5 protein-coding genes and 2 pseudogenes are annotated in these 7,575 nt (G+C 32.4%); 6 read left to right on the plus strand and 1 reads right to left on the minus strand.

Features of this window, described 5'->3' with window-relative positions:
- Positions 1-35: 35 nt before the first annotated feature.
- Entirely contained in the window at positions 36-1,613 is a 1,578-nt protein-coding gene (locus tag BHX94_RS11330; RefSeq protein ID WP_111746762.1) for a periplasmic substrate-binding domain-containing protein, read from the plus strand.
- A 129-nt stretch (positions 1,614-1,742) separates the two neighbouring features.
- On the plus strand, positions 1,743-3,326 hold the full coding sequence (locus BHX94_RS11335) for an ABC transporter substrate-binding protein (RefSeq protein ID WP_146606924.1): 1,584 nt from the start codon (positions 1,743-1,745) through the stop codon (positions 3,324-3,326).
- Positions 3,327-3,547: 221 nt separating this feature from the next.
- Here the strand turns inward: BHX94_RS11335 and BHX94_RS13225 are convergent, their stop codons facing one another.
- Positions 3,548-3,640, minus strand: coding sequence for an IS3 family transposase (locus BHX94_RS13225; RefSeq protein ID WP_111746766.1), 93 nt, complete (start codon positions 3,638-3,640; stop codon positions 3,548-3,550).
- 17 nt (positions 3,641-3,657) lie between these two features.
- Here BHX94_RS13225 and BHX94_RS13020 point away from each other — a divergent pair, with 17 nt between their 5' ends.
- The 4 genes and pseudogenes from BHX94_RS13020 to BHX94_RS13235 all read left to right on the plus strand — a co-directional run.
- Positions 3,658-3,756, plus strand: a complete 99-nt coding sequence (locus tag BHX94_RS13020; protein ID WP_242446697.1) for an ATP-binding protein — start codon at positions 3,658-3,660, stop codon at positions 3,754-3,756.
- A 199-nt stretch (positions 3,757-3,955) separates the two neighbouring features.
- On the plus strand, positions 3,956-4,048 hold the full coding sequence (locus BHX94_RS13025; protein WP_238999240.1) for a hypothetical protein: 93 nt from the start codon (positions 3,956-3,958) through the stop codon (positions 4,046-4,048).
- A gap of 451 nt (positions 4,049-4,499) precedes the next feature.
- Positions 4,500-4,625 (plus strand): annotated as a pseudogene (locus BHX94_RS13230) (KxYKxGKxW signal peptide domain-containing protein); the annotation flags it as partial.
- 1,443 nt (positions 4,626-6,068) lie between these two features.
- Positions 6,069-7,575 (plus strand): annotated as a pseudogene (locus tag BHX94_RS13235) (lectin-like domain-containing protein); the annotation flags it as partial.

The raw sequence follows: 7,575 nt of genomic DNA on the forward strand, positions 1-7,575 counted from the left end.
ATATTAACAAAATTATTTTATGAAAAGTGGATAAGATGAAAACAATTGATGAAAAGTTGTTGTTACTGTATAAATATTTGGAAGAACATGATTTCTTAAGAGAAGAAGTTGCAGAGTACATTGAGATTACACCGAGGCAGTTATCACGACTTATTAATCAGTGGCAGGACGAAGGAATAATAGAATATATCGGTGGCATTGGCCGAGGCAATTATTCAACGATAATATTCAACGTTGATATCGAACAACAAGTTATAATGGATATCATTTCCAACTTAAATGATTATTCTATTGAAGAAATAACACATATATTGTCACTCCCTTTAAATGAATCTTCTAAGAGGCTTATTGAAGGTTTGTTTAACAATGCTATTCATGCAGAGAATACGCAAATGTCACCACTTAAAGAGCAAAAAGGCACAGTAACGATGGATTATATTTATCGGCTTCCAGAGAACTTAAATCCACTCCAACAAACAGACATAGCTTTAGATACGCTTTTGTATAATACAATGGATCGATTATATACAATTTCAAATGACATGACGTTTACATCCAAACTTGTTCAATATGAAGTGGTTGATGAAAATAGTATTACTTTATATTTATATCAGGATATTACGTTTTCTAATGGGAAGAATTTGTTGGCAGTTGATGTTGTAAATTGTTTAGAGACATTAATTAATCATGAGTGGCATAAAGAAAACTTAGACTACATTTATAAAATTGAATTAGTTGATTTATTTGCATTAAAAATCTATTTTGATGCTGACTTAGACAAATTGAAGTTTGATTTATCGAGCACTTTTTCAAGCATTTATATTCAGGAATTTGATGCTTTTATTGGTACAAACACATACTATATAGCATCAATAAAGGATAGTTATATTCAATTAACAGCACGCCAAACATCTCATCATGCTTTACCTGAAATTAACGATGTTTTTTTAATGAAAAGTTACGCAAGTTATGAAAGCTTTATTAAAGATAAACATTGTGAAGAAGTTGATAAATATGCGAAGATGACAAAATTTGTAATGATGAATCCTTGCTTTACTCAATTAGATTTACAAGAAAGACGGGTTCTTTTGCATTACATAAAAAAACATTACTACCAAGATTATGAAGATCTAACATTAGAGCAATATTCGATAACTAAGAAATCAATTGTTATGGGGATACCTGACTTAACAAGGCATAAAGTAATACCACTTTATCAGTACCTTAAAGCAGTTGGATTTAACATAGCATCTGTAGAGTTGCCCTTTGATTATTTTATTGGTCAGAATAACAAAGAAATACAATGTGATTTTGTAATATTAGGTCATACTTACAGAGAAGAAACATATTTTTATAAACTGATGAACTATACGCATATGAGACAATGGTTTGATTGTTTACCGGAAATGAGAATGTTAAAAAAAGAATACCTTGTAAAACCACTTAATAAATGGAAAAAACTAGAACAAGGTTACTCAGACTTCTTAACAAATAATGCTTATTTCATGATTACAAAACAGAAGAGAAGAAAGTTTATCGTTTTGAAGGGTCAGAAAAATGTTAAATTTAACAATGATGGTATAATTATATTCGGAGATATACTCGTAAGATAAGTGTAAAAGGGGCAATTTTAAAATATCTCTTATTAATTTGTATAATAATGTTTATTATAAAATTAAAAAAATAAATTTATTTAAAAATTTAAATTTTTATAACTTTGTAGGAAGTAGCATGTGATTAAAATGGATAAAAGATTATTATATTTAGAAAAATATATCACCGATAATATAGAAGATGTTACTTTGGCAGAATACTTAAATATATCAAATCGACAATTATCAAGACTATTAAAGCAATGGGCAGATGAAGGCTATATTAAATATACACCGGCTGTAGGTAGAGGTCGAAAAGCTGAAATAACATTTATTACTGACGTCGAAAAAGAATTGTTCTACTATGCGATGAAACACCATAAAAATATGACACTCCAGGAAATCAATGATTTTCTGGAGTTGCCGTGGGATGATGAATCGAAAGAAGTTATTGTTAAAAAGTTGAAAGAAAGTTTTAAACAAGAAGATAGTAGTGGTAATATGGTTGTCGATTTCGTGTATTCAATTCCCTATACAATACACCCACATATCTCTCAAGATATAATCAGCTTCCAAGTGATTACGCAGACCAATAATACGTTATATAAACTTGATAAGGATAACAAAATCCTAAATGAAATCGTAAAGTACGATGAGTGGAAAGAACAAACACTTCATATATACTTACATAAAGATATTTACTTCAATGACAAGACTAAACTAACAGCACAACATGTGTATGACTCACTTTATGCCTTGATGTTTGACTCAAATTATCGTATTTATTTTGGCAACGTGAACAAAATAACAATCATTGATAAGTACTATTTAACGATTGAACTATGTGAGAGAACAGATCATGTTAAGTATTTGCTTGCCGAGCCATTTGCATCAATCTTTAAAGTGAAAAATGGGGAACTTCAAGGTACTGGCCCCTACTATTTGTCTTTTAAAGATGAAAATGAAATTAAACTGTCACTAAATCCTTACTACAAACGTGTCGTTCTAATCGAGGAAATACTATTGATTAAAAACCGTAAACGTTTTCTGGAATATATATCATCCAATAAATATGACAAATCACTATCTAAAAGAGTCTATATAGGTAACGATATGCTCGTCTTTAATCCGAATACGACATTCTCTTTAGAAGAACGACATGTCATTATTGAAGCGATGTTATACGTTCTATATGAAGATAACATCAATAACTGGAAGAATTTTAATTGGCTGCTTGATGAACCACAGAGCAGAGGAGATATTTCTAACATTTCCAGACCTGTACGAATGTTAGTCGATCAATACAACGCTGAAATCATGGAAAAGGTGAGAGACGAACTAAATAAAACAGGTTATTATATAGAGCTTATATATACAGAACATCACAATTATTTAAGCACAAGCTTGAAAGAATATGATGTTGATATTGTGTGGATGTCAGAAGCATATAATCAGAAACAACCATTTATGCTTTACGATTTACTATTACATTGTAAATTTAAAGATTGGTATATCGATGATCCAAATTGTATAGAATTTATTAAAAATTATAGATATGAAAATTTTGATCAGCTTGAAAATATCGCAAAAACAATTCTACAATCTTTTGAAGATAGATATTTATTTGCAAATGTACTATTAAAGCAGAAAGTCTTCTTCTATCCTTCTGTTGTAAAGTATGTAGATGAAGATAAATATGGTTATCTTGATTTTGGTAATGCAATATTAAAATAAAAACATATGTGAGTTCACAAAAATGTCGCAATTAAACAGTATATATTAGTATATCAATCAGGAACTAAGCTAAATGAATAAATCGTTAATTTGTAAAATTAAGCTAGACAACTAAAAAGCCTTCTGTGCTAATGTAGTGAACCCAAAAGTTGAACTTTTTATTATGCTACTTTTATTAAAGCAAGATTTCTGTATTCTACAGGAGTCTTGCTTTTTAATTTTCACTTCTTTCTTACGAAATTATAATATTCTATATACTTATTAATTTCATTTGCTAATTCATCGTATGATTCAAATGTCTCACCATAAAACATTTCTTGCTTTAAGATCTATGCATTTCTTAGAAGATAGTATTAATATTTGTTTCCTGGATAACAGTGGTGTTGGTAAAACACACTTGGCAATCTCATTAGGAAATAGAAGCATGTAAACAAAATATAAAGACTAGATTCTATACCTTTAAAGATTTAATAGACTTATTAACTGACTCAGATTACAAAGGAATCATCAATAAAACATTAAGGTAATTAAATAGAATAGAGTTACTTATCATTGATGAAATTGGCTATACTCCCATCACTTAAAAACGAGCGGATTTATTTTATCAGTTAATGTCACTAAGATACGAAATGAAATCAACAATAATTACGACTAATATTCCCTTTTCTGGCTGGGGTGAGCAATTCAGTAATAAAATCGTATCAGCAGCTATAATTGATTGATTAATTCACCATTCTAAAGTATTTAAAATTACCGGGGAATCATATCAATTAAAAGATTATAAAAACGAAAAATCCTTAAATATACGACATTCATAAATCGCTAAAAAACGACATTTTCAAACCGCCATAAAACTATATTCATAAACCGCTATTGATATAAAGCGATTCGTCGTTTTAAAAAACTAAAAGAAGACATTTATCAGTAAAATGTCTCTTTTAAAAAAAGTTTATATCATTTAAGATATATAACAGAAATTAATTTAATATCTATATATACTAAGGGGAATATATTCACTTTTTACACCATTGTAATAATAAGTTCTTTAGTGGTTTTTATTTATTATTAATAATAAATAAAAAAGTTTTAGCTATAAAAATAATTAAATAATATAGTATGGATTTAAATTTTGTTATTTAAAATTCTGTAAATTTAAAATTTAAGAGGTGGCATATGTCAGAATCTAAAAAGAAAAGATTTTTCAAGATTAGTGTTATTGATGAAAAAGTTAGATTTAAGTTGTATAAATCTGGTAAACACTGGGTTAAAGCAGGTATTAAAGAGTTAGAGATGCTTAGAATTTTAGGTATGCCAATGATTGTTAAACAAATCAGTGATAAAGAAAATATTCAAAACAAAGCTGCTGATAGAGTTAAGAATGCAGCAATTACAGGGACGACCATGGCTGGGGGATTATTAACAATAAATTTATTAGATAATAATCAAGCTTTTGCAGCATCTGACCTTCCTATAACTTCAGATTTATCTTCATTAAGTGAAACCGTTGCTAACCAAAACTCTACAGTAATTTCTAATTCAGAAAGTGCAGTCAGTGAATCTGAATCTTTAACTGGTGATTCAACTTCATCAAGCGAGAATTTGGAAACACAGGAACAGGATAGTTCTAGTGAATCTTCAAGTGGTACTACAGAAGAAAATCAATCTGTTAGTGAAAGTGAAAGTATTTCATCTTCAATGAGTACTTCTATATTAGAAAGCGAATCACTTTCAGAAAGTAAATCAATTTCAGAAAGTGAATCAATTTCTGAAGAGAAAGTTAACTCTAATAGTTCAGATGAATCATTATCATCTACGAAAGATAGTACAAGCTTGACAACGGATAGTGAAAGTTCTGATTCAAACTCAGAAAGTGTTGACTCATCTTCGAACTCAGAAAGTGTTGACTCATCTTCGAACTCAGAAAGTGTTGACTCATCTTCGAACTCAGAAAGTGTTGACTCATCTTCGAACTCAGAAAGTGTAACTAATAATTCAGATAGTGAATTAATTTCTCAGTCAGAAAGCCTTTCACAAAGTGCATTAGAAGCTGGAACATCTGTAAGCGATTCTAATATTGATTCTGACTCTTTAAATAGTCTATCAATGAGCGAATCTGTTTCAGTAAGTGAGAGTCTTTCAACTTATTTTAGTGAAACTCCTACTGTTAACAAAGTAATAACTTTGGGATCATTTAGTACGATAAATACATTAGCAGCAGCTGGACAGACATTAACATATACGGGGGCTGGTACTGATATAAATTACAATGTTCCAATTTACTATATATTAAAAACTTATAATGATGGAAGTAAAGTGACATTCACATATACAGTTACCTATGATAATCCAAATACTACTACAGTGGAAAAAGCGCCATCCACAATGTCTAGTAGTTATGCTATATATAATACAGGAACATCTAACCAAACTATGTTTACATTAGGAAGTGGGTTTGGTACACCTTCTGACGCTACTAGTTATATTACTGATTCAACTGGTACAAAAGTTAGTACCCTGGAAACTAGAACAACACCTATGGTTAAACAAGGCAGTGGATATACTTGGGCTAATGGATACCAAATGAATGGATATTATGCAAAGTTAGGTTCTGGGTTAACGACGACTTGGACAGCTCCTCTCAATGCTACTGGTGATACTTCATTTAAATTTGATCCTTACGCAACATCTGTAACTGGAGGGACAGACTTTTTTAATAATCAGTTAATCACTGTACCTGATTCAGCAAGTGTTTCAACAAGTACAAGTGTAGCGAACTCACAGAGCACAAGCACAAGTGTAGCGAATTCGCAGAGTACAAGCACAAGTATAGTTAATTCTCAGAATACAAGTACAAGTGTAGCGAATTCGCAGAGCACAAGTACAAGTATAGTTAATTCTCAGAATACAAGTACAAGTGTAGCGAACTCACAGAGTACAAGCACAAGTATAGCGAATTCGCAGAGCACAAGTACAAGTATAGTTAATTCTCAGAATACAAGTACAAGTGTAGCGAACTCACAAAGTACATCGACATCAGTATCTGAATCAGCGAGCGCGTCAACATCAGTGTCTGATTCAGCAAGTACGTCAGTGTCTGACTCAGAAAGCGCGTCAACATCAGTATCTGATTCAGCGAGTACATCAACATCAGTATCTGATTCAGCAAGCGCGTCAACATCAGTGTCTGATTCAGAGAGCGCGTCAACATCGATCTCAGATAGTACTTCATTAAGTACATCAGTATCTGATTCAGCAAGTACATCAGTATCTGATTCAGAGAGCGCGTCAACATCGATCTCAGATAGTACTTCATTAAGTACATCAGTATCTGATTCAGCAAGTACATCAACGTCTGTATCTGACTCAACAAGTACATCAACGTCTGTATCTGACTCAACAAGTACATCAACATCAGTGTCTGACTCAGCAAGTACATCAGTGTCTGACTCAGCAAGTACATCAACATCAGTGTCTGACTCAGCAAGTACATCAGTGTCTGACTCAACAAGTACATCAACATCAGTATCTGACTCAACAAGTACATCAGTGTCTGATTCAGCGAGCGCGTCAACATCGATCTCAGATAGTACTTCATTAAGTACATCAGTATCTGACTCAACAAGTACATCAACATCAGTATCTGACTCAGAAAGCGCGTCAACATCAGTGTCTGACTCAGCGAGCGCGTCGACATCAGTATCTGATTCAGCAAGCGCGTCAACATCAGTGTCTGATTCAACAAGTACATCAACGTCAGTATCTGATTCAGCAAGTACATCAGTATCTGACTCAGCAAGCGCGTCAACATCGATCTCAGATAGTACTTCATTAAGTACATCAGTATCTGATTCAGCAAGTACATCAGTATCTGATTCAGCAAGTACGTCAGTGTCTGACTCAGCGAGCGCGTCGACATCAGTATCTGATTCAGCAAGTACGTCAGTGTCTGACTCAGCGAGCGCGTCGACATCAGTATCTGATTCAGCAAGTACATCAGTATCTGATTCAGCAAGTACATCAACGTCAGTATCTGATTCAGCAAGTACGTCAGTATCTGACTCAGCAAGCGCGTCAACATCAGTATCTGATTCAGCAAGTACATCAACGTCAGTATCTGATTCAGCAAGCGCGTCAACATCAGTGTCTGATTCAGAAAGCGCGTCAACGTCAGTATCTGATTCAGCAAGTACATCAACATCAGTATCTGATTCAGCGAGTACATCAACATCAGTATCTGATTCAGCAAGCG

The sequence above is a fragment of the Macrococcoides bohemicum genome (assembly GCF_003259675.1).
Classification (GTDB): Bacteria; Bacillota; Bacilli; order Staphylococcales; family Staphylococcaceae; genus Macrococcoides; species Macrococcoides bohemicum.